This is a genomic window from Paracoccus broussonetiae (genome assembly GCF_031854425.1).
GTDB classification, from domain to species: Bacteria; Pseudomonadota; Alphaproteobacteria; order Rhodobacterales; family Rhodobacteraceae; genus Paracoccus; species Paracoccus broussonetiae.
In genome coordinates this window covers 1-895 of sequence record NZ_JAVRQI010000053.1, presented here as the reverse complement: position 1 = coordinate 895, position 895 = coordinate 1, and the positions used below count along the sequence as shown (strand labels likewise).

Here is an 895-nt window from a genome sequence, read left to right as displayed (position 1 = left end):
GCCCGGTAGCTCGTCAGGCTCATAACCTGAAGGTCGCAGGTTCAAATCCTGCTCCCGCAACCAAATCTCCTACACTCTCCACAACCTCCTGTGCGCAGGAGGCGTTCTGCTGTCCGGACACCAGTCCGCATTCAGGCTCAAGGACAGAATCCCCGCAACGCGGCCCACGCAGGTCGATCCGCGGCAGGGGGCGTTTGCCGGAGCCAGGCTCCGGCGTCACCGTGATCTGTTCGATCAGCGCCCGGATCGTGTCCTTCGCGTCCCCCTCGTGATCCGCGTCCTGCAAGGCCTCAATGACCTTAGACACCTGGACATGATAGGTCTCCGCGATGCGCGGGTGCAGCAGGGTAGGGGGCGGACCCCCTTTGGCCGCCCCCGGAACCTCTGCCTCAAGCTGCTTCTGCCGGGCCTCGAGCTTTGCCATGCGGTCCCGGATCCGATCGGCCGGTGTCCCGGCCAGGATCGCGTTCACCAGCAGGTCCTGTTCCCGGATGACCTTGGCCCGCTCCTTTTCCTTGATGGCGTGGTCATCGACATGGTTGGCGGCCTAGACCCGGTAGAGGTCGGCGGACCATCGCTCGCGAGGGCGCAGGCCGATGGGCCGCTTGCGCACCTGCCAGTTCGTCAGCGGGAATATCCGTTGCACCGTGTTCTTGTTGAAGCCCAGTAGAAACGCCACCGTCCGGCGTCCCCCGCGGCACGCCGAACCAGGCGCAGAACCTTACCCGCGATACTTTGATGCCATCCGCCAGCTTTTTCCGGGCGCGCAGCTCCAGCTTGGCCTCGCCATAGGTCGCTTGCATATCCCGGAGGTGCTTCTCGTATTCCTGATTGAACTGGCCCCCTTTTCGACCGGACACTTGGGCATAATCATGGAGGCTTAGGCATACGCCTG

1 protein-coding gene and 1 pseudogene are annotated in these 895 nt (G+C 63.6%); both read right to left on the bottom strand.

Features of this window, described 5'->3' with window-relative positions:
• Positions 1-19 precede the first annotated feature (19 nt).
• Positions 20-472 carry a hypothetical protein gene (locus RM190_RS23330; protein ID WP_311761874.1) on the bottom strand — a complete coding sequence of 151 codons (453 nt, stop codon included), beginning with the start codon at positions 470-472 and terminating at the stop codon, positions 20-22.
• A gap of 55 nt (positions 473-527) precedes the next feature.
• Positions 528-895 (bottom strand): annotated as a pseudogene (locus RM190_RS23325) (hypothetical protein); the annotation flags it as partial.